Origin of the sequence: Ningiella ruwaisensis (assembly GCF_004798935.1) — a bacterium.
Lineage (GTDB): Bacteria > Pseudomonadota > Gammaproteobacteria > Enterobacterales > Alteromonadaceae > Glaciecola > Glaciecola ruwaisensis.
Window position 1 is genome coordinate 243348 of sequence record NZ_RAHT01000004.1, and the last position, 21623, is coordinate 264970.

The following is a 21623-nucleotide window of genomic DNA, read 5'->3' on the forward strand; positions in this document are numbered from 1 at the left end:
AAATTTACTGCCTCGTTAATTGGCTATGCGGTGTAATGATAGTCAATTAGCACGATTTACTCTAGTCGTTTCAGTACGTAGGTGCCTGGTGCATCGCAAATACCTGGATAAGACTCGTCTTTACCAGGCAATCTGGCTGTCTTTCGTTTACCCGCATTTGGCTTTAACCACGCATGCCAGTCTTGCCACCACGAGCCCTTTTGCTCCTTTGCTCCCTCAAGCCATTGTTCTGGGGACTCTGGCAGTTCGTCGTTTGTCCAATGCGGGTATTTGCCACCATTGGTAGGATTGATAACCCCCGCGATATGCCCAGAACCTGCCAGTACAAAACGCGTATCTCCGCTTACTAGCTTTGTTCCTTCGTAAGCGCCTTTCCATAATACGATGTGGTCGGCTACGGTTGTTAAAAAATAAGTGGGAACATCAATATTGCCAAAGTCAATTGGAATACCATCAATACTTACCTTGCCCGGGTCCTTAAAAGCATTATCCCAGTAAGTCATGCGCAAATATTGTTTAAAGCAAGCGGCTGGAATGTTGGTTGAATCACTGTTCCAATATAAAATATCAAATGGCGCAGGATCTTTGCCTTTAAGATAATTATCAATAAAAAACGACCAAAATAATGAGTTCTCTCTAAGCAAGCTAAAACTCATAGCAATGATGCGACCGTCGAATACGCCTTTAATTTCGGCATTTTGCTCAATCATTGGCAGCATATCTTCACTAAAATAATTACCTACTTCGCCGGGTTCTGTAAAATCGAGCAAGGTTGTCAGAAGGGTTAACGAGGCAATACTGTTATCACCCATGCCGCGCAAATAGGCGGCTGTTACTGCGCTGAGTGTTCCGCCAACACAAAAGCCCGTCAGGTTGACCTGGTCTTTTTGGGTAATTTCTTTCACGACCTCAATCGCAGCCAGAGGGCCTTTTCTCATATAATCAACAAAGTTGTTATCTCGTTGCTCGGAATCTGCATTCACCCACGAAATCATAAAGACGTTATAGCCGCTGTCTAACAAACCTTTTGCAAGAGATTTTTTCTCCTCCAGATCCATTACATAATACTTGTTGATAAAGGGAGGTGTAATTAACACGGGTACTTCATGCTGGGTTTTTGTGGTGGGCGCATAGTGAATAAGTTCTATGAGCTCATTTCGATATATGACTTTTCCCGGGGTGTACGCGAGATTTTTACCCAGCGTAAATGCTTTTGCATCGGTTTGGCGCATTTTAAATGCTTCAAGCGGGCTTTGCTCCAAATCCTCAAGGTAGGCTTGCATTCCTTTTATAAGCGACTGTCCTTTAGTTGCCAACATTTCTTCGCAAACATCAGGATTAGTAAGCACAAAATTTGTTGGAGATAAGGAATTCACGTATTGACGGGTAAAAAACTTCGCTTGTTCTTTGCTCTTAGCATCAGAAAATTCGATAGCATCAACCAAGTTAGTGACCATTTCAGCATTGATCAAATACGATTGCTTAATGTAGTTATAAATGGGGTTTTCGTCCCACTGCTGATGACTAAAGCGCCTGTCACCTTTGTGCTTTGCTTTATCTTTTGAATGGGCCTTGCTCTGCTCATCAGAAACTGACTCGCCAAGCATTTGTTTAGTAGCTAACTGCCACAGTTCAGTTTGTTTTTGCATATAATCAAACTGATTTTGAACCAGTTTGTTGGCATCTATTTTCGTTTCGCCGCTTAATAGCTTTTGCAGTCGCTCTTGATTAAAAGGATTGGGATAGCTTTGCGCGCCCTCATTATTTGCCCGTTTAAGAATATCTTGCGCCATGGTATTAAATACCGTGGCATACTTATCTAAAAAGCTGAGAATTTCGCTTTCATCAGTTCCCATGAGAATTCCTCTTCTCTATTGACTGCCTTTGTCTTTGGCAGTTGAGCCGGTGCTCATGTTCATAAATTTGCTCATCATTTCCTGATAGGCAGAAAAGCCTGACATTCCGCTTTGCATAGCGGGTTTAATAAAGGTATCAAATGCCATTTGTGGATCTTGCTGACACTTTTTCATTAAGTCGGCTGTTAAAGACTGATGTAACTCGCTAAAATCTGGCAGTCCAAACATTTCTCGCGCTTCGGCAGGTGTTAGCTCTAGATTGATCTTAACTTTCATCATCCGTTCCAATTAGGATTGTTGAACTTTTAGCCTAAGCATCTGCCTGACTAATGTCTAGTGTTTTCGACTAAGGTATCAGCTAAAATGCAAGCGTTTTTGGTCTTAAAACGAACAGCGCGCTCATGTCAACAGGCAGAATCGTTCAAGCAAGCTTTGTGCAGTATTTAATTAGGTAAGGTAAATTTGGCAAAATCAAAAAAACCATCTGTGTTGCTAGCTCCGTTCAGATGGCTTAAACGTCACTTCTTTAAACTCACTTTTGTTTTTCTTGTTGTTGTTGGCAGTTATCTTGTCTACATAGATGCACAGGTGCGTGAGCGCTTTGCGGGAAACAAGTGGGAAGTACCTGCTCAAATTTATGCCAGACCGCTCAAGCTAGAGCTCAAACAGGAAATCACGCCAAAAGAAATCATCGATGAACTCAAGCTTTTGGGATACCGAAAGGTAAATAAAGCCGATGAAGTAGGTGAATTTAGTATTGAAAATCGAGGCGCGACTAAGACCTTCAGAATTTATCGTCGCGCCTTTCAGTACGGCAATATTGCAGCACCAGAGCGTATTTTAGACGTAAGCTGGGAAGGTTCGCGTATCGGTGAGCTTGCTTTAGTGGATACCAAAGAGCAGGCAAGGAGCGTAATGCTGGAGCCGTGGTTGATATCGCGCCTTGTGGGAGGCTTGTCAGAAGACAGGATGTTACTCAGTGATGATGATATCCCGCCCTTATTAAAAACAGCGTTGATTGAAGTGGAAGATAAAGACTTTTATCAGCATCACGGTATCGCTCCTTTGTCGATTGCACGTGCCCTGTTGGCAAACATCGCCGCGGGTCGAACTGTTCAGGGTGGAAGCACACTCACGCAGCAATTGGTTAAAAATCTTTATTTAAGCCGCGAACGCAGCTACGTCAGAAAGTTACGAGAGGCCGCAATGGCGCTTGTGATTGACGCCAGATATGACAAAGACGAGATCCTCAATGCCTATATAAATGAGGTGTTTTTAGGTCAGAACGGCAAATTAGCGGTTCACGGATTCGGCTTGGCCAGTCACTTTTATTTCAACAAACCACTGAAAGAACTTACCTTGGTTGAAATAGCGACCTTGGTGGGTATGGTCAAAGGGCCTTCTTACTATCATCCTGTGCGACACAAAGAACGAACGCTTGAGCGACGCAATCTTGTGCTTAGGGTTTTATTTGATGCACAAAATTTAAATGCCAGCGAATACCAGGCAGCGCTTAACCAACCCTTGCAAACCGCTGCAAGTCCAAGCCTTGCATCTGGCAAGCATCCTGCTTTTATGGATAAAGTACGAGAAGAGCTATTTTCTGTGGTGCCTGCGGCAGATACAAGACTCTCTGGTGTAAAGGTTTTCACAACGCTCGACATCAACGCACAGCGACGTGCTGAGCAGGCACTGGTTAATACGCTAAAGGATATTGAAACATCCAGAAAGCTCCCTGATATTCAAGGAGCGATGGTAGTCAGCGATATTCAAAGCGGCGGCATTCGTGCCATGGTAGGCGCAAAGCAAACAGACTTTGCCGGTTTTAATCGCGCACTTTATGCTTATCGGCCAATCGGCTCGCTAATGAAACCGGTGGTATATTTGGCAGCATTAGAAAATCCGTATGAGTTTAATCTTGCTTCACGCCTGGCCGATGAGGCGGTTGAATTTGATGATAAAGACGGGAAAAAGTGGCGTCCACAGAATGCCGATAAGACCTTTCGAGGCGAAGTTTCCCTTATTGATGCCTTAGTTAATTCCTACAATGTGCCGTCAGTGAATCTTGCTGCGCAAATTGGCTTTGATGAAGTGGCGGCGACGCTTCAGCGCTTAGGATACAACAAAGCGGTAGAGCCACTGCCTTCTCTTGCTTTAGGTGCAGTAGAACTCTCACCTCTTGAAGTAAATCAGATTTATCAGGTCATAAGCAATAATGGCATACTGAAACCTTTGCATGCACTTCATGCTGTTACAACGCATGACAACATTTTACTTTGGCAACGCGAGGATGTATCTCAGCGCCGTGCAAACGAAGATGCTACCTATTTACTTAATTACGCGATGCATAAAGTCACACAAGAGGGAACAGCGCGTGCCATCAAAAATGCGTTCTCAAACATCAATATGGCAGGAAAAACCGGCACCACTGACGATTATCGGGACAGTTGGTTTTCAGGCTTTGATCGCAACCTGGTCACGAGTGTTTGGGTTGGTCACGATGATAACACGCCGGTTAATATGTCGGGCGCAACGGGTGCTTTGCCCATATTTATTGCTTTTGAAAAGCTTAGTTCGCCCAAATCCTTGTCGCGCCGCTTCCCTGATAGTTTAACGATTGCGCATTTTGATGCTACGACTGGGGCAAACATGCAGGCGGGATGCCCAAATGTTATCAGCGTACCGGCGATTTCAGATGCTTTGCCAAGCCCTGATACCTGCGCCGCCGTTCAAAATAATCCGCCAAAAGCGCCTAAAAAAGAACGTTCATGGTTGGAGCGGATTTTTGATTGGTGATTGATATCTGCAATTGGTAACAGGTCTTGAGAAGACAACCACTGAGATGCGGCTGGAGATATTACGCATCAAAGCAGTCACAGCTACAGAAGCTAAAAACTCTTTCGGCGAACTATTGATGAAGGCCCAATCTGGGCCAGTATCAATAACTCGCAATGGTAAAGAGCAAGGTATGTTGCTATTTAGTGGAGAAAATGCCACCTAAAAAGCTCAAATTCTCCAGGCAACAGTGCAAGCAGGCAGGGATAGTGGAATCTACGGCACGTTAAACATCGACGAAATCAAAAAGGAAGCTAAACTTAGGGCTAAATAACAGTGCCAATCCAATTAACTAAGCTTGCTAGCGAGGATTTAATCGATAGTCCGCAGTTTCCGTGCTTTCATGCAAATAGCACATTTGTAAGCCTACCCTCTAATCAAAATAGTTTTAAAGCGTCTTCCATTTTCAGTAAACCTAATAAAGAACGAAGATGAAAAAATACGAACTAGCAAAAGTCAGATAAGCAGCGTGATGTAAGAGGATGACTCTGGGCGATGACAGTTCCAGATCTCTTTCGCTTGCACGGTTTAAATCAGAACACCTAACGATGCAATATCGCTAGATGCTTACGTTAGTTAATAGGATCATTTTGGAACACTTGCACCTAAGTAGTGCGAATATTTGCCCTTCCGCTGTTTTTCTCTGCCTTAAGTATATGAAATATATAGTTTAAATTTATTGGCACTGCTTTTGTATTGGTGAATGCAGGACGAATCTTTATTCAAGACCGTTTTACACAAACACACTTAAATAGCAGGAGCAACTTATGAAACTAGTCACTGCAATCATCAAGCCTTTCAAGCTGGATGATGTTCGTGAAGCCATCTCGGAGATTGGTATAGATGGGTTAACCGTCACCGAAGTAAAGGGCTTTGGCCGTCAAAAAGGCCATACCGAGCTTTATCGTGGTGCAGAATATCAAGTCGATTTTCTTCCCAAAGTTAAATTAGAAATAGCGGTTCAGGACGATCAAGTTGAGCGCTTGGTTGAAGCCATTGTCGGTGCAGCAAAAACCGGAAAAATTGGCGACGGCAAAGTGTTTGTCTACGACCTTGAACAAGCGGTGCGTATCCGTACCGGCGAAGCTGACGCAGACGCGCTTTAATGCGTTAAAACTTACGGAGAATTATCATGGAAATCACATTTGAACTCGGGTATGCACTAGATACCTTCTACTTTTTGATTTGCGGCGCATTTGTTATGTGGATGGCTGCAGGTTTTGCAATGCTGGAAGCTGGACTCGTTCGCGCTAAAAACACCACTGAAATTTTAACAAAAAATATCGCGCTCTATTCAATTGCCTGCATCATGTACATGGTTTGCGGCTATGCAATTATGTATAGCGGCGACTTTTTCTTATCGGGCATTACCGGCGACGGCGCCACTGGCGTTGCTGAAGACCCGGCAACTTACGCACCTTCTGCCGACTTTTTCTTTCAGGTAGTGTTTGTTGCAACAGCGATGTCGATTGTTTCAGGCGCGGTAGCTGAACGTATGAAGCTTTGGTCATTTTTACTTTTTGCAGTTGTGATGACCGGATTTATCTATCCAATGGAAGGAGCCTGGACCTGGAATGGCGAGGCTGTATTTGGTATGTACGTACTTGGCGATTTAGGATTTTCAGATTTTGCAGGCTCAGGTATTGTGCACATGGCTGGCGCATCAGCGGCTTTAGCAGGCGTACTTGTGCTGGGTGCTCGTAAAGGTAAATACACTGCCGATGGAAAGATTAATGCAATTCCGGGTGCAAACTTACCGCTTGCCACTTTAGGTACGTTTATATTGTGGATGGGCTGGTTTGGATTTAACGGCGGGTCTGTTTTGGCAACTGCCTCAGTAGAGTCTGCAAATGCGGTAGCGGTAGTCTTTATGAATACCAACGCGGCTGCAGCAGGTGGCTCGGTAGCTGCCCTTCTGTTAGCTCGTATTTTATATGGTAAAGCCGATTTAACGATGGCACTTAATGGCGCACTAGCCGGTCTGGTTGCCATCACAGCTGAACCTTCAACGCCTTCAGCGCTTCAAGCAACCATTTTCGGTGCACTTGGCGGCATTCTGGTGGTATTCAGCATTGTCGGGCTTGATAAAATGAAGATTGACGATCCGGTTGGCGCCATATCTGTTCACGGTGTGGTAGGTTTGCTTGGCTTATTGCTTGTACCTGTCACAAACGGTGAATCATCGTTCACCGGTCAAATTGTAGGTGCGCTGACTATCTTTGTTTGGGTATTTTTCACTAGCTTACTGGTATGGCTGGCAATTAAAGCAGTCATGGGTGTAAGAGTATCTGAAGAAGAAGAGTTTGAAGGGGTGGATCAAAGTGAGTGTGGGCTTGAAGCTTACCCTGACTTTACACAGTCACGCTCTTAAATGAAGACGAATATCTAGGGAGACGGTTGCTAAAATAAGAATAATAAGACAATAAGAAGAACAAGACGCAACCACCAACGACAGTTGGATTGATCGGCCCCGCTATTACGTGATAGTTCATGATAGCGGGACTTTTTTGTTGAGGAGCCACGGGCTAAAACGATGCTATTGCTTTTAGTTTCTTTGGCGCTTTAAGTTTCTTTGGCGCTTTAAGTTTCTTGAGCGCTTTGCGTTTATTCGGCGCTTTGCGTTAGGTCCTGCTAATCACCAAAATAGCAGTCTGGATCAATTCAGCTTTATCAATGGGTTTGGCAACGTGAGCTTGCATTCCTGCTTCAATGCATGCCTCTCTTTCTTCTTCCATTGCATTAGCGGTGAGGGCGACAATGGGAATACTGTCGTAGGTTTCATTTTTTCTTATGGCCTTTGTTGCGCTTATACCGTCCATTACAGGCATCTGCATATCCATAAGTATTAAATCAAACTGCGCTGGTTGATCTGAAAGCATGTTAAGGCATTCTTCACCGTGGCTTGCCAAAGACACTTTTGCACCTGCATTTTCCAGCATACTTGCTGCAACCATTTGATTAATTTCATTGTCTTCTACCACCAAAATATGAGCGTTTGCCAAGCCATTTGACTTGCTCGTGCTCTCTTCGATGTGGTTAGCTGGCGCATTGCTAACAAAGGGGGCAATTTCGTCGTATAAAGCGGAGGGAGTAAGGGGCTTACTGATAATGACATCAAAGAGCTTTTGTTCGCTGAGTGTTAATCTTGGTTTAGTAGTTTTGCTGATCAACACAAATAAAACTTGCGGGTATCTTGCTTTAAACTGGGTAATGTCGTCGAAATCACTCTTTGTAAGATGGATGCTATCTTCAATTAAAACCGCTTTTTTATTGTCATTGCTGGCAAATTTAAATGCTGCCAAACTAGACACTTCATGGGTAGAGCGTGAAATCCATCCAAGCGTTGCGCACTGCTTTTGAATAATTGTTTTGGCAACTTCAGAGTGAGATATCAACAGTATTTCGAGCAAATATGTATCGATGCGCATATCGCTTTGCTCAAATTTAAGCTCGCTCTCAGCTTTTCCTAACCAAATATCAAAAACAAAGGTGCTTCCTTTGCCAGGCTCACTGCTAACCGTAATGCTGCCGTCCATCAATTCAATCAACTGTTTGACAATTGTTAGGCCTAAACCCGTGCCGCCGAATTTAATATGTGTTTTATCGCTGGCCTGTGTAAATGCCGAAAATACTTGCTCAAGCTCTGCCGGAGACATGCCAATACCTGTATCTCTTAATACGAATCCCAGGTGATATCTCGTGTCGCTTTGTGCCAGCAACTTCACGTTAAGCCTGATTTCTCCCCGATTGGTAAATTTGATGGCGTTATTACTTAAGTTAAACAAGATTTGATTGAGTCTGATAATGTCTCCGACACACTCTCTGGGACAGTTAGTGTCAATATCAATCCACATATCAATATTTTTGCCATAGGCTGCACGGCTCATTGTTTGGCTCACTTCTCTTAAAGACAGGTCTAATGCAAAAGGCTGCTCAACAAGCTTGAGTTTACCCGCTTCAATCTTGGAAAAATCAAGAATGTCGTCAATGACCCGTCGTAGAGTCTCAAAGGACTTAATTGCATTTTTCAGATTTTCGTTTATCTTTCGCTGATCCCGCTCTCCATAGGTAAGTTGCAATAAACCGAATAAGCCGTTCATCGGCGTGCGTATTTCATGCGACATTTGTGCTAAAAACCGTGACTTGGTTCGCTCGGAAGATTGCGCTTTTTCAGCTAGTTCAATCGCCAACAGTTCTTTTTCTCTTATGCTCTTGGCCAGTTTATCGACATATCGCGCGCATATCACAATGAGAAGAACAACAATGCTTAAAACAATAATGATATAGAGTGTGTTTGTTTGAAGCGCAGTAATCGCAGACTGGGGCAGTTCACTTATTATCCAGTACCGGTCCTCTTCCAGCGCAACATCGGGCATGATTGAGTCTATAGTAACCACACTAAGAATATGCGTATCTGACAAGCGCCTTTCTTCAGTAACGAGCGACAAATCGATATCCAGTAAATGCGCAAAACGTTTACTTAACCGATGCTCAGGGCGCTCTAATAGCCAGCCCCACTCGCTATTGTCTGGTGTAGACAAAAAATAGTCGTTCTCTTTAACAATCCAATGAGGCTGGGCGCTTTGTTGGAGCGCAAAAAAGGCAAACTCACTTCTTAGATCAAAATTGAGCACAACCAAGCCAGCAACTTGCTCTTGTTCAAAGTATTTTGCGGTGGCTCTTATGGTGGGGCGAAAAGGGCGTTCGATTATGCCTTGCTCTTTATTCAAATCCAACTCAGAGAGGTAGACTAAAGCGTCGGTATTAAGTCCTTTGATAAAATAGTTGCGCGTGCGCTTATTCTGCAATTGGCTACCCGTCACCCATCTCGCGCCAGCTTCATCTCGCTCCAACCTGTAAATTTCATCACCCTGCAAATCCAATAGTCGTATTTGGTAGAGCGAGGGAGAAGACATAAGCATGTTTTTCCACGACTTTTTAAGTGCTTCTGTTGCCGCCGTGGAACTTGGCTCCGCTCTACTTTGGGTTAAGAGAGGACTATTAGCCGCAAGTGTGACATTGTTTACCGCTATCTGAACGATATCGTTTAGCTCGGCAGTAAGTCGATAATTTAAGGCTAAACTATCCTCGTGAAATTCATTAAAGACTCGCGTATTGAACTGATGCCAAACTGAATACGCAATATAGCTGGATAAAACGATGCAGCAAATGCTTAAAAGCAAAATTGCGTATCTTATGTTGGGTGAACGATTCAAAGTACCTCCTGTATTTAGACTTTAGTATAAAGTTAAGTGAGGCGTTTTGTCCAAATTGTCTGACGAGTCAGGATGAAAATCGTCATGCATTTGCTTAATCACTGTAAAGCTAGCTTTGCTAATTCCGATTGACATGGGAATAATGAATATTACTTGCGGATCACTGGCGCTAAACGTAATGTATAAACATAGTGAAATTAGGATGTTAGTTTGCACAATCGCAATAAAAAGGTTTCTGACATGAATATATCCATTAGTCGTCGCATATTTACCGTTTTTACGTTATCTCTATTTTTACCAGCTTCTGCGCTTGCTTACGATAGAATTACCGGAGAGACCTTTGCTTCTCGCTCTGAAGTGATTGCTCAGCACGGAATGGTGGCGACCAGTCAGCCTTTAGCGACACAGGTTGGGTTGGACGTATTGAAAAATGGCGGAAATGCTATTGATGCAGCCATTGCTGCAAACGCAATGCTAGGTTTAGTAGAGCCAACTGGATGCGGTATTGGCGGTGATCTATTTGCGATTGTATGGGATGCCAAAAGCAAACGATTATATGGCTTGAACGCGTCTGGTCGTAGCCCGCAAAGTTTAGAATTGTCATATTTTAAAGAGCAGGGCTTAGATAGTATTCCCAAGTTCGGCCCCTTGCCAGTTTCTGTCCCCGGGGCGGTTGACGGCTGGTTTATGTTGCATGAACGGTTTGGCTCACAACCTATGCAAACTCTGCTCGCCCCTTCCATTGAATATGCAAGAAATGGTTTTCCGGTAAGCGAATTGATTGCGTACTACTTTGAATCAAATCAACAGCGTATTGGTGATTATCCGGGCTTTGCTGAAACATTTACCATTGATGGCAAAACCCCCAAAAAAGGTGAAATTTTTAAAAATCCGGCCCTGGCCAGCACCTATGAAAAGATTGCTACGGGTGGACGAGATGCCTTTTATAAAGGCGATATTGCAAGAGTAATTGATGCGTTTATGAAAGAGCAGGGCGGATTCTTATCCTATGAAGATTTAGCTGCACACTATTCTGAGTGGGTTGAGCCAGTATCCAGTAATTATCGCGGATATGATGTTTGGGAACTCCCTCCTAACGGGCAGGGGATAGCGGCACTACAAATCTTGAATATATTGGAGTTATATGACATCGAAGGCATGGGACGAGATTCTGCCGAGTTTGTACATACCTTTGTAGAAGCAAAAAAGCTGGCATTTGAAGATCGCGCCAAATATTACGCAGATCCAAGCTTTAATCAAATACCGGTTGATTGGTTAATTTCTAAGGAGTATGCCAAAGAGCGCCAGAAGCTTATCTCGCCTGAACAAGCGTCCAAACGTCTGGATGCTGGCAAATACGAAGGCGACACAATTTACCTCACCGTTGCGGATAAAGACGGTAACATGGTCTCGCTAATTCAAAGTAATTATCGGGGCATGGGTTCAGGTATGATCCCAACCGATTTAGGTTTTGTGTTGCAAAATCGCGGTGAAATGTTTGCTTTGGAAGAGGGTCACTTTAACCAATATGCCCCCGGCAAACGACCCTTTCATACCATTATTCCGGCATTTGTTACTCGTAACAACGAGCCTTTAATGAGTTTTGGCGTAATGGGCGGCGCGACTCAACCACAAATGCATGCGCAAATTATTATTAACATGATTGATTTTGGTATGAATCTGCAAGAGGCTGGCGATGCCCCTCGAATAATGCATTCTGGCTCAAGTACGCCGGAAGGACAGATGATGACAGACGGCGGCTATATCAGTCTGGAATCAGGCTTTTCTTATAAAACCCGCAGAGAACTGATGAAGCTAGGTCACACCCTTAGAGATGTAAATGGTGCATTTGGAGGATATCAAGCCATTCTTTATGACAGTAAAAATAAGGTATACTACGGAGCATCAGAGTCAAGAAAAGACGGACAGGCGGCGGGTTATTAGCAGTTAGTAATCCATACGCTCATACAATAAGCGCCATTGCGGTATCTATGACACAAGCTCAAAAAGGAATATGTGCAGAGCCCAATCTGCATGCACAGTATCTGCTGTTTAATGTTGTTGATGATGACATGCAGGCTATTCGCAGTAAATTAGCAACGTGTTTAGACATCTTCGATCATTTTGACGAAGAGCACTATGAAGCTATGGTTTCAGGCGTCGTTGCTATAGGCACGAATTTTTGGTCGGAGCTGTACCCAGAGGATGCTCCAAGCGCGCTCTCTCCATTTCCTGATATGCAGTCGGAAGATAGATGTGCGCCAGTCATTCCCTGCGATTTATTTGTACAGATACGGGCTGACCGCTTGGATATTTGCCACGCTATCGGTATTGAAATCATGGACTGCTTGAGACTACACACTGAGTTGGTAGAGCAAATTCGGGCGTTTCGATATTTAGATGGTCGCGATCTTACCGGTTTTGTGATCACAGAGGATAATCCGCGTGGCATGAAAAAATTCGCCATCGCCACCGTGGGTGATGAAGACCTCGCGTTTAAAGGGGGAAGTTACGTGCACGTTCAGCGCTACCGACACGATATGACTCGCTGGCAGGCACTATCAGAAAAAAGGCAGGAAGGGATAATCGGGCGCACAAAAGAGCATAATCTTCCGGTTATCGACTCGGGCCTATCGTCACATGCGTTTCGAACCAAAATTACCGGAGCAAACGGCGAATATCCAATCTTTCTTAATCAAAGCATGCCTTACGGGAACATGAGCGTACAAGGGTTGTATTTTGTCAGTTGTGCAAATCATCCCAACGCGTTTAAAAACTTACTTCATAGCCGAATATATGGCGATCAAAACGGACACTACGATAAATTGCTGGATTACACCAACGCTGAAACAGGCGCTGCATTTTTTGCGCCATCCATTGCCTTTGTACGCTCTCAGGCTTTGTTATAGAGGCGAAAAATTAAGCCGAAAATACTTCTGCTTGAAATTTTTTTCAGTATTACAAGCGAACAAGACCGTCCCAGTTCTTCTTTTCGAGGGCTTTTTCGCACGTGAGTACGTGATGCCGGAGCACCTCATCTTCAGGAAAGCTTTCACGCAAATTAATGAAATGTGCATGAGCGGTTTTCAAATAACCGTCTTCTCTTAACCGAATACCTTCCATAATATGCTCGCCAATTAATTTTTTGCGACTGATTTTTTCATCGTCCATGTGTGATAGCACCTCAACAACGGGAATGCTAATACTCTTTCCTTTAAACAAAATATTGTCAACGAGACGGTATTCGACGGGATAAATCTCATTTGCAAGGCTTATTGTACTGGCGCTTGCCATAATATCGGTATTAAAGTAGCGGCAAAGTCCCTCTATACGTTGAGCCACATTAACTGTATCGCCTAATACTGTGGTATCCATCCTGTCGTCAGAGCCTACCGTGCCTAATACAACAGGCCCAAAATGCAAACCGATACCGTTTTTTACTGGCGCATATTTACTGTTCGCTCGATGGCTATTGTACAATTTCAGAGCGACTTGAATTTCCAGAGCGGCTCTTACTGCATCGGAGGCCTTGTCAGCATCGCCGCCATCTGGGCTATCAAATAAAGCCATAATCGCATCGCCAATAAATTTATCAATAAAGCCTTTATTTTGATGGATGGGCGCGTTCATCCGCAAAAAATAAGAGTTTAGAAAATACATTAGGTCTTGCGGAGAGAGTTTTTCTGAAAGTGCAGTAAAACCTCGTATGTCACAAAAGAGGACCGCAACTCTATCTTCGTCTGCTCTTCCAAGCTCCAAACTTTTTTCGCCATTTTTTGCAAAATGATCAACAAACTGGCGAGGCACAAATTTTTGAAAGGTCTGATGAAGACGCATGGCTTCGTCAGCTTTAGCTTCAATGGTGGCGTCCATCATCGCCTGCCGCTTTTCCATGACTTTTTCTTGGATGAGCTTTTCACTTTGTGCATTCACGTGCTCACGTAGGAACATTGCGGTGATGATCACCGCATAAATAACAACTAATCCAAGCAGTATTTCAAGCAAGCATGCACCTATTTGTTGATACTGGCAAACGCAATATCTGCAGCATTAAGGGTGTCAGCAACAATATCGGAGGTATGCGCTTTTGAAACAAAACCTGCCTCGTAAGAGGCTGGAGCGAGGTATACGCCATTGTCCAACATTGCGTGATAAAACTGATTAAACTGCTTTGTGTTGCAGTTAATGGCTTGCTGGTAGTTTGTTACATGCTCTTCTTCGGTGAAGAAAATACCAAACATACTGCCCGCGATATTTACCGACATCGGAATACCGTGCTTGTGGGCAAGGTCTTTAAATCCATGTGCCAAAGTGGCCGTATTTTCAAAAATCGAATCGTAAAAACCATCTACTGTTATTTGTCTAAGCGAAGCAAGTCCTGCTGCCATTGCAACCGGATTGCCCGACAAGGTACCTGCCTGATAGATAGGACCCGTTGGCGCAACGTGAGTGATGATCTCGCGTTTGCCGCCAAAGGCACCTACAGGCATGCCGCCGCCGATAACTTTGCCCAGGCAGGTCATATCAGGAATAACACCATAACGCTCTTGTGCTCCACCTCGTGAGACGCGAAAGCCGGTCATTACTTCATCAAAAATTAAAACGCTGTTATAGCGGTCGCAAATATCCCTTAATCCCTCTAAAAATCCTTCAACAGGCGGTATACAATTCATGTTGCCGGCAACCGGCTCTACAATAATACAGGCTATATCATCACCGTGCTGTTCAAAGGCTTGAGCAACCGAGTCCAGATTATTAAACTCAACCGTGAGAGTGTGCTTGGCGTAATCGGCTGGCACACCTGGCGAACTTGGTACACCCAGTGTCAGCGCCCCTGAACCTGCTTTAACCAATAGAGCGTCTGCATGACCATGATAGCAACCTTCAAACTTTAAAATTTTGTCCTTGCCGGTGTAGCCTCTGGCAATGCGTATTGCGCTCATGGTTGCTTCTGTACCAGAATTTACCATGCGCACCATTTCCATTGACGGGACCACTGAGGCCACAAGTTCAGCCATTTCTACTTCGGCTTCTGTTGGCGCGCCGTAACTGAGCCCAAACTCACTGGCTGCTATTACGGCTTGTCTGATTTGCGCATTATTGTGTCCCAAAACCATCGGCCCCCAGGACTGAATATAATCAATATATCGATTGCCATCTACGTCCCACATGTAGGGGCCATCTGTCCGCTGAATAAAGCGCGGCGTTCCACCTACGGCTTTAAAGGCTCTGACCGGTGAATTTACACCGCCAGGAATGGTTTTTTGTGCGCGTTCAAATAGAATTTCGGATTTAGTCATAAACTATATGGTTCTCTTATTTGTGTACCAGTGGACGGGGCGATCAAAGTCTTTCACCTTATCTTCAACGCCGAGTGTCAGCGCAAAAAGTGCCATGCGAACTAATACCCCATTGTCGGTTTGTCGAAAAATAGCCAGATTAGGATGCAGGTTTAGATCATTGTCTAGTTCGTTTGCTTCTGCTCGGGAATCTCGAGGCAGAGGATGCATTATCACGGTTTGAGACTTAAAATGCTGAGTATAAATTTGCTGGTTCAGACGAAACTTGCCTCGATATTTATTGGCTTCGTCCTGTGAAGAAAAGCGCTCCTCTTGAATACGCGTTTGATAGCAAATATCAGCTTCGACAATACCTTCTAATTGCTCACTGATCCTCAGCGTGTGTCCGGCGTTCTCAATTGCATCACACACGCTATCTGGCATCGCCAGATCTTTTGGTGAAATAAGCGTAAACTGCACATTAGAAAAGAGGGTAAGCATTTTTGCTAATGAATGTACGGTTCTGCCATATTTTAAATCGCCAATCATCGCAATATGCAAGTTATCGATACCGGCACCTGAGGCGGCGCGTTCTTTTGCGATGGTGTACAAATCAAGCAGTGCCTGCGTTGGGTGCTCATTCGCTCCATCTCCACCGTTAATAACCGGAACTCGGCTTCCCTGAGCAAATTCGCTTACCGAGCCTGCTTGTGGATGGCGCATGGCAATAATGTCACTATATCCCGACAAAACCCGAGCGGTATCGTATAAAGATTCGCCCTTTGCCAAGGCAGAGTTACTCATACCGGTAGTCTCGCGTACCTCTCCACCGAGCAAATTAAATGCTGTACCAAAACTGACCCGTGTGCGCGTGCTGGCCTCAAAAAATAAGTTGCCTAAAATTGCACCGTCTAATACTTGCGTGCGTTTATCTCTGTTCGCGTAAGGGCGCATGGTATCGGCGACTGAAAACACCTTTTCAACCGCCTCGCGGTCAAATTGATTGACACTTAGTATATGCTGACCTGTAAAGCCTGACATGGTTCTCGATGATTAAGTTAGAATGGCCCAGAGTGTATCAAACTATGGTATTTGTATGCGAGAAAAGGCGATAAATTTGAGCAAAATTGAGTAAACATTCCAAGTGCTATTGCATCAAGTGTCTGATTATCAGCACGGTTTTCTGCGCACAACGATTCGCTTTCCTTTGTATAGCGGCATCATCCAATTGAAAAGGCATGTGCAGTAATGAGCGCATATGATATTCACCTTTCAAGAGGTTGAAAAAATCGACTGCCGCCTCATGCGCCAAATTTTTTTCCAGTTGTGATTCGGGGTGATTTTGAAAGAGTTGGCAGATAAGCTCGATACTATGAACTGGCCCGGCATCATAAAAAAGCTTTGCCACATGAGGCGCATTTGATGCTTCTCCGATAACCGCATTATACATTGCGATCACCTGCTCATCGCTTAAAAGCCTAATAAATTTGTCGGCAAACTGAGTGAGAATGGACCTTAGTGACCGACTTGCGTCACAAATACTGACGGTTTCAAGTTGATATGCAATGCACTTGCTTTCTATGACCGCGTTATACAGCGCATCTTTGTTTTTAAAATGGGAGTAAACGGTTTGCTTTGACACATCACTGGACTTGGCCACCATTTCCATTGAAGTGCGCTCATAGCCGTGGCTGAGAAATAGCTCTCCGGCGCTTTCAAGGATTTGTTTGCGCTTTTCCGCGCTTTTTGGCCTTCCTGGGGTGCTTTTTTTAATTTCTGTGGTAGCAGATGCCATGATTATTACTCGCTTTAGAATGGCTTCAGGCGCTTACTCAACATCATAAGCGTTCAATGTAAAATCGCAAGATAATAAAAATTAACATTAATAGACTAGACAGTCTAGTATTTATAATCTAGCATTGATCTCCATCAAGGTTTAACAGAGCAAGAGCGCTTACCATGTCATCTCAATCCGGGCCTTCTCCTATCAAACAGCCTAATACCGAGAATCAGCAGGCTTCATCGCATGCTGATCGCAAAACTCTGGGAAAGGGACTGACACTGTTATTGGGAATAAGCCTTGTTAGTTTCCTGTCATTGGGTCTGTTGATGTTTGCTACAGGTGACGGATTAAGTCAGGCCTATTCAGATGACGAACTTGCTGTGCTGGAAAACTCAACCGTGCACATCGCGCCTATCAGTCTACAGTCAAGTTTTCAGCGAAAGCGCAGCGTTTACGGAACGGTAGAGTCTGCTCTGTTTGCCGATCTAGGGTTTGAACTTGCAGGTGTCCTTAAGCACGTGTTGGTAGAAGAAGGCGAACAGGTTGAAAAAGGACAGGTGCTCGCACAGTTGGATATCACAAGGCTTGAAGCAAGAAGAGTCGAGCTTAAAGCCAGTTTGCAACGCGCAAACGCCGATGCAAAATTGGCTGAGCTTTCTTTAAAACGTATCGCAGATTTAGTCAGCAGAGAGCTCGAGCCTAAGCAGCGTCTGGATGAGAGTGAGGCTGTGCTTGATGCGGCGCTTGCTGTGGTAAATGAAGTCGAAGCGCGCTTAGACAGCCTCGCGGTAGAAATCGCTAAATCGAGCTTGATTGCGCCTTTTGACGGACAGGCGCTTCGTCAAATTGTTGATGAGGGTACGGTCTTAAGTAGCGGCCAGGCAGTTTTTACGCTTTTATCAGATAGCGCACTTGAAGCTCGCTTTGGTTTGCCCGAGCGCGTTGCTTTTGGTCTTTCTCCCGGAGATAGCTATATGCTGGAACTCGGGGAGTCTACAATTCCGGCCACTGTAAAATCGGTTGCGCGCCAGCGAAACCTGTCTACACGTACGATTGATACGCTTTTTGAAATTGATAAAAGTGACTTGAGTTTTGAGCAGCTTGCATCAATGGTGAGTGGTGATTTGGTAAAAATATCAGTATACATTGAACAAGAAAAGCGAGGCACGTGGGTACCGGTAAGTGCATTGGCCAGCGGAGTAAGGGGGTTATGGACGCTTCTGGTTTACGATGATGATAGTGAACGATTACTGACCAGAACCGTTTCTTTGGAGCATTTAGACGGTGATCGCGCTTTTGTATCAGGCACTATTGCACCAGGAGATAGGATTGTTATCAGTGGCACGCACCGATTTACGCCTAATCAGCGAGTATCGAATATTGTGGAGCGAGATAATCCAGCGCTAGCCAGCGAAACAGGCAGCGAGCCAATCAATCCGCTGCAAAAGTATGCTCAGCGAAAGGTCGATGAAGTTTTATGAGCCTTTCAGCACAAAAAGAGCCAAATCAGAGCCAAACAGAACCCTGGTACACGGCGTTTTTTCGAAACGGTCATCTGCTCGCTTTAAGCATAGTGATACTGTTGGTAGCAGGCTTGTCTGCCATTCAAAGTCTCCCCCGACTTGAAGACCCTCGCATTGATTTACGCAATGTCCTTGTGCTTACAAGTTATCCTGGTGCTTCTGCAGAGCGAGTAGAAGCCTTGGTCACCGATGTCCTTGAAGATGAGCTAAGACAACTGTATGAAATAAAGGAAATAAAATCGACATCTAAAGCCGGGTTTTCATCCTTGTCGATTGAACTGCAAGACTGGGTCGATAATAACACTAACCAGCAAATTTTCTCTAAAATCCGTGACGCCATTGATGATGCCTCAAACAGGTTTCCACCGGGCGCACAGGCGCCTATTCTGGAAGACAAACGAGGAGCAACAGCCTTTACCGTCATCTACGCAATAGAAGCACAATACTCCGACTCCAACGACATCACCATTAATGCCCGAATGGCAGAAGAATTTGCAGATCTGTTGCGAAATATCAGTGGAACTGAATTAGTCCGGATTTATGGAGCGCCACAGGAAGAAATTACCGTTACGCTTGATGCACAAAAACTTGCCCTTGCTGGTATGACATTGCAAGAGGTAAGTGAACGAATTCAAAGTTCAGATGCAAAATTACCGGCGGGTGTCTTGTACAATCAGCAAAGAGACATTCGTGTGCAGGTAGCAGAGCCACTGGAGTCGCTTTCTGCAATCCAGAGCACTCCAATTATTACCCAAAGGGGCGATTATTTGCGTTTAGGGGATATCGCAGACGTATCAAGACAAGCCCAGCTACCCGTCTCCGAAATTGCACTGCTAAATTCTACCCGGACAATTTTTGTCGCCGCACGCATGCAAACTACGGTGAGAGTAGATAAGTGGACCGCCGCTATTCAAAACAAAGCACAGCAATTCAACGAGCAATTTAATGGCAGTTATCAAGCGAATCTGATTTTTGAACAAAATAGATATACACAGGCTCGACTTACCGAACTAAGTGGAAATCTACTGCTCGGTTCAATTGTGGTTGTGCTTGTTGTGATGTTTTTTATGGGCATAAAAGCCTCTGGAATCGTTGGGTTGGCACTTCCTTTATGTGCGGCTTTTGCAGTATTCAGCTTGAGTTTTTTCAATCAGCAAATTCATCAGATGTCCATATTTGGGATCATTATCGCAATTGGTTTGCTGATTGATAACGCGATAGTTATCACCGATGAAATTCGCTTAAACTTGCAAGACCAAAGCTTGAGCAGGTTAGAAGTGCTTAATAAAAGCATACGACATCTTTTTTCACCATTATTTGCCTCTACCTTAACCACCATTTTAGGTTTTATGCCGGTGTTTTTATTAAATGGAAATATCGGCGATTTTATTGGTGGAATTGCAATAAGCGTTGTTATGGCCCTAATCGGTTCTTTAAGTATCTCCTTGACCATCATTGCTGCACTTGCTGCCAGATACCTGCCAAGAGATGCGTCTACTGAACATGCCTGGTATCGAAGAGGGTTTCAATTGCCAAGCGTTTCAAGGGCTTTCGCCAGTTTACTTGCACGGTTTGTGCAAGCCCCGATGATTGTTTTGCCAGTGATTATTGCTTTTTGTTTAAGTGGTTTTTTACTTTCCAAGCAACTGGAAAACGTATTTTTCCCTAGTGCCGATCGTGATCAGTTTGAAATGTACGTATTTATGCCGCCGGGCACAGGTATTGACCGGACTTATCAAACTGTGAGAGAGATTGACAATTACCTCATTAAAAAAGAGGGTATTGCCCAACTCACATGGCTAGTGGGAGCGTCCACACCCTCTGTTTACTACAACCAGGTGATGACCAGAGATAATAGTTCAGAGTTTGCAAATGCGGTTTTCACGGCCCAAAGCGTTGCACACGCCGAGAAGCTTGTACGTAATATGCACTTTGAGATGCAAAACCGTTTTCCAGAAGCAAAAATTGTTGTGCGCAAATTTGGTCAGGGGCCACCTATTGCGGCGCCTATCGAAGTCGATATTTATGGTCCAGACTTAAACAGACTTGATGAGCTCGGTCAGCAGGTTCGCCTGGCCATGACAAAAGTGCCTGGCTTAACGCAATCAACGGCCTCAATTGAAATAAACGAAGCGCAACTTCGATTTGATGTGAGCGAAAGTACCAGTTATTTAGCACAGCTGTCATTAAACGACATTGCGCAACAATTACAAACAGCGCTTGCCGGCAGAACGGGCGGAACCATCGTACAGGGGACCGAAGAACTGCCTGTCAGAGTGCGCATCAATGATTCTCAAAGAGGGCAATTATCAGACGTTGAAGCATTGCCATTGATCAACCGAAATGTCGCGTCAACAGGCCCATTGGGCGTTTCCAGCCTTGGTAACTTTGTAATTGAGCCAAGTATTAGTGGTATTACCCGAGAAAATTCCGAGCGCGTTAATAAAATACAAGCTTATTTACTTCCCTCAGTGCCTGCAATTACAGCCAGCAATCGTTTAAAAGAAGAGTTAGAGGAAGTGGGTTTATCTTTGCCTCCTGGCTATCGCCTGAAAATGGCAGGTGATGCGGATGAACAACAACAAGCAATAGGACAATTGGCAACTTACGCGCCTGTGCTACTTGTATTAATGGTCACCTCCCTGATATTGAGTTTTTCAAGTGTGAGATTTGCAGGTGTGATTGTGCTTGTGGCTATTTTATCGGTGGGACTAGGCTTTTTTAGTTTATGGCTTTCTGGCTTACCTATCGGATTTAATCCGCTTTTAGGGAGTGCAGGACTTATAGGTGTGGCAATTAATGGCTCAATTGTTGTCATCGCATCCATAGCCAGTAATCCAGATGCGATGAAAGGGCATGTTGCAGCCATCGTGGACGAAACAATGAGTTGCTCTCGTCACATCCTGTCGACGACCTTTACCACCGTGGGTGGCTTGATCCCATTATTACTTTTTAGTGAAGGCAGCTTTTGGCCTCCGCTTGCAGTAGTTTTGGCTGGGGGTGTTGGCTTTTCTGTGATACTTTCTCTGGTGTTTACTCCAACAATCATTACATTTTTATGTCGTTTAAGAGAAAAGCGCAAAGCATATATGACACGAGTATTCAGCAATTAGCAAAATGGTGGAAAACCG

At 44.4% G+C, this 21623-nt stretch carries 15 protein-coding genes; 8 read left to right on the top strand and 7 right to left on the bottom strand.

Going from position 1 to position 21623, the window contains the following annotated elements; genetic code table 11:
- Positions 1-56: 56 nt before the first annotated feature.
- Positions 57-1856, bottom strand: coding sequence for a PHA/PHB synthase family protein (locus tag D6V41_RS10155; protein ID WP_136251393.1), 1800 nt, complete (start codon positions 1854-1856; stop codon positions 57-59).
- A 15-nt stretch (positions 1857-1871) separates the two neighbouring features.
- Entirely contained in the window at positions 1872-2135 is a 264-nt protein-coding gene (locus tag D6V41_RS10160; RefSeq protein WP_136251394.1) for a DUF6489 family protein, read from the bottom strand.
- Positions 2136-2318: 183 nt separating this feature from the next.
- Here D6V41_RS10160 and mrcB point away from each other — a divergent pair, with 183 nt between their 5' ends.
- The 4 genes from mrcB to D6V41_RS10180 all read left to right on the top strand — a co-directional run bounded on the left by mrcB (position 2319) and on the right by D6V41_RS10180 (position 7062).
- On the top strand, positions 2319-4652 hold the full coding sequence (gene mrcB, locus D6V41_RS10165; RefSeq protein ID WP_136251395.1) for a penicillin-binding protein 1B: 2334 nt from the start codon (positions 2319-2321) through the stop codon (positions 4650-4652).
- Between the two features lie 46 nt (positions 4653-4698).
- Positions 4699-4857 (top strand): type II toxin-antitoxin system Phd/YefM family antitoxin, encoded by a 159-nt coding sequence (locus D6V41_RS18465; RefSeq protein WP_277750972.1) that lies wholly within the window; start codon positions 4699-4701, stop codon positions 4855-4857.
- A 601-nt stretch (positions 4858-5458) separates the two neighbouring features.
- Positions 5459-5797, top strand: coding sequence for a P-II family nitrogen regulator (glnK, locus tag D6V41_RS10175; RefSeq protein WP_136251396.1), 339 nt, complete (start codon positions 5459-5461; stop codon positions 5795-5797).
- Positions 5798-5823: 26 nt separating this feature from the next.
- Positions 5824-7062 carry an ammonium transporter gene (locus D6V41_RS10180; RefSeq protein ID WP_136251397.1) on the top strand — a complete coding sequence of 413 codons (1239 nt, stop codon included), beginning with the start codon at positions 5824-5826 and terminating at the stop codon, positions 7060-7062.
- 250 nt (positions 7063-7312) lie between these two features.
- Here D6V41_RS10180 and D6V41_RS10185 read toward each other — a convergent pair whose 3' ends face one another.
- A complete protein-coding gene (locus D6V41_RS10185; protein WP_136251398.1) occupies positions 7313-9907 on the bottom strand; it encodes a hybrid sensor histidine kinase/response regulator in 2595 nt (864 codons plus the stop codon).
- Positions 9908-10147: 240 nt separating this feature from the next.
- Here D6V41_RS10185 and ggt point away from each other — a divergent pair, with 240 nt between their 5' ends.
- Positions 10148-11851 (top strand): gamma-glutamyltransferase, encoded by a 1704-nt coding sequence (ggt, locus tag D6V41_RS10190; protein WP_136251399.1) that lies wholly within the window; start codon positions 10148-10150, stop codon positions 11849-11851.
- Between the two features lie 47 nt (positions 11852-11898).
- Positions 11899-12816 carry a Dyp-type peroxidase gene (locus D6V41_RS10195; RefSeq protein ID WP_136251400.1) on the top strand — a complete coding sequence of 306 codons (918 nt, stop codon included), beginning with the start codon at positions 11899-11901 and terminating at the stop codon, positions 12814-12816.
- A 49-nt stretch (positions 12817-12865) separates the two neighbouring features.
- Here D6V41_RS10195 and D6V41_RS10200 read toward each other — a convergent pair whose 3' ends face one another.
- The 4 genes from D6V41_RS10200 to D6V41_RS10215 all read right to left on the bottom strand — a co-directional run bounded on the left by D6V41_RS10200 (position 12866) and on the right by D6V41_RS10215 (position 16981).
- Positions 12866-13912, bottom strand: coding sequence for an adenylate/guanylate cyclase domain-containing protein (locus D6V41_RS10200; protein ID WP_241664511.1), 1047 nt, complete (start codon positions 13910-13912; stop codon positions 12866-12868).
- A gap of 8 nt (positions 13913-13920) precedes the next feature.
- Entirely contained in the window at positions 13921-15207 is a 1287-nt protein-coding gene (gene hemL / locus D6V41_RS10205) for a glutamate-1-semialdehyde 2,1-aminomutase (protein ID WP_136251401.1), read from the bottom strand.
- A gap of 3 nt (positions 15208-15210) precedes the next feature.
- Positions 15211-16227 (bottom strand): aspartate carbamoyltransferase, encoded by a 1017-nt coding sequence (locus D6V41_RS10210; RefSeq protein WP_136251402.1) that lies wholly within the window; start codon positions 16225-16227, stop codon positions 15211-15213.
- Between the two features lie 106 nt (positions 16228-16333).
- A complete protein-coding gene (locus D6V41_RS10215) occupies positions 16334-16981 on the bottom strand; it encodes a TetR/AcrR family transcriptional regulator (protein WP_136251403.1) in 648 nt (215 codons plus the stop codon).
- A 164-nt stretch (positions 16982-17145) separates the two neighbouring features.
- On the opposite strand from D6V41_RS10215, the gene D6V41_RS10220 reads away from it, so the two are divergent.
- A complete protein-coding gene (locus tag D6V41_RS10220; RefSeq protein ID WP_136251404.1) occupies positions 17146-18450 on the top strand; it encodes an efflux RND transporter periplasmic adaptor subunit in 1305 nt (434 codons plus the stop codon).
- A complete protein-coding gene (locus D6V41_RS10225) occupies positions 18447-21605 on the top strand; it encodes an efflux RND transporter permease subunit (protein ID WP_136251405.1) in 3159 nt (1052 codons plus the stop codon). The genes D6V41_RS10220 and D6V41_RS10225 overlap by 4 nt, the downstream gene beginning before the upstream one ends.
- Positions 21606-21623 lie beyond the last annotated feature (18 nt).

Coding starts and splice junctions, on each gene's coding strand:
- D6V41_RS10225 (WP_136251405.1), top strand. CDS start 18,447: ATGAGCCTTTCAGCACAAAAAGAGCCAAATCAGAGCCAAACAGAACCC.
- D6V41_RS10180 (WP_136251397.1), top strand. CDS start 5,824: ATGGAAATCACATTTGAACTCGGGTATGCACTAGATACCTTCTACTTT.
- D6V41_RS10155 (WP_136251393.1), bottom strand. CDS start 1,856: ATGGGAACTGATGAAAGCGAAATTCTCAGCTTTTTAGATAAGTATGCC.
- glnK (WP_136251396.1), top strand. CDS start 5,459: ATGAAACTAGTCACTGCAATCATCAAGCCTTTCAAGCTGGATGATGTT.
- ggt (WP_136251399.1), top strand. CDS start 10,148: ATGAATATATCCATTAGTCGTCGCATATTTACCGTTTTTACGTTATCT.
- D6V41_RS10220 (WP_136251404.1), top strand. CDS start 17,146: ATGTCATCTCAATCCGGGCCTTCTCCTATCAAACAGCCTAATACCGAG.
- D6V41_RS10215 (WP_136251403.1), bottom strand. CDS start 16,981: ATGGCATCTGCTACCACAGAAATTAAAAAAAGCACCCCAGGAAGGCCA.
- D6V41_RS10210 (WP_136251402.1), bottom strand. CDS start 16,227: ATGTCAGGCTTTACAGGTCAGCATATACTAAGTGTCAATCAATTTGAC.
- D6V41_RS18465 (WP_277750972.1), top strand. CDS start 4,699: ATGCGGCTGGAGATATTACGCATCAAAGCAGTCACAGCTACAGAAGCT.
- D6V41_RS10195 (WP_136251400.1), top strand. CDS start 11,899: ATGACACAAGCTCAAAAAGGAATATGTGCAGAGCCCAATCTGCATGCA.
- hemL (WP_136251401.1), bottom strand. CDS start 15,207: ATGACTAAATCCGAAATTCTATTTGAACGCGCACAAAAAACCATTCCT.
- D6V41_RS10160 (WP_136251394.1), bottom strand. CDS start 2,135: ATGATGAAAGTTAAGATCAATCTAGAGCTAACACCTGCCGAAGCGCGA.